1 pseudogene is annotated in these 549 nt (G+C 69.0%); it reads right to left on the minus strand.

Features of this window, described 5'->3' with window-relative positions:
- Positions 1–198: 198 nt before the first annotated feature.
- Positions 199–549, minus strand: a pseudogene (locus tag H926_RS0118835) (hypothetical protein); the annotation flags it as partial.

The raw sequence follows: 549 nt of genomic DNA on the forward strand, positions 1-549 counted from the left end.
ATCTCGCCCTGCTCCACCGCCGGGGCCAGCGTGACCTTGGCGGTGAACGCGTATTCCAGGGTGGGCGCTGGCGCTGCCGGGGCCGCCCGCGCGGCTGGCGCGATGCCTGAAATGGTGGTGGCCACTGTCATGGCCAGGGCCATCGCCCATGTCCGCCCGATCATCCTGTTGTCCTCTCCCGTGGTATGTCTGTGTTCGTCAATGGGCGCCCAGCGCCTTGGCGCGATGATCGCGGCGGACCGCCATGGCCGCGGCCAGCCACAGCGCCGCTGCGGCGGAAAAGCCGGCAAGGCTGCCGCCCAGGGGCGCGGCCAGGGCAAATCCGGCCAGTGCTGCCACGATCAGCGCGCCGCCCAGCAGGAAAAACGGGCGGAAGCGCGCAGCCTGGGCGATTGGCAGGAAATGCAGCCCCACCACCAGCGCCATCGCCGGCAGCAAGAGATCGGGGCGGTGCAGGTTCATCACGATGTTGCCCGCCAAGAACAGGCCCAGGCCTTCGCCGATGCTGCTCCACATGATGGCCTTTTCCACGTGCGGGGCAGGCTTGAT

The organism is Novosphingobium sp. B-7, from assembly GCF_000410615.1.
Lineage (GTDB): Bacteria > Pseudomonadota > Alphaproteobacteria > Sphingomonadales > Sphingomonadaceae > Novosphingobium > Novosphingobium capsulatum.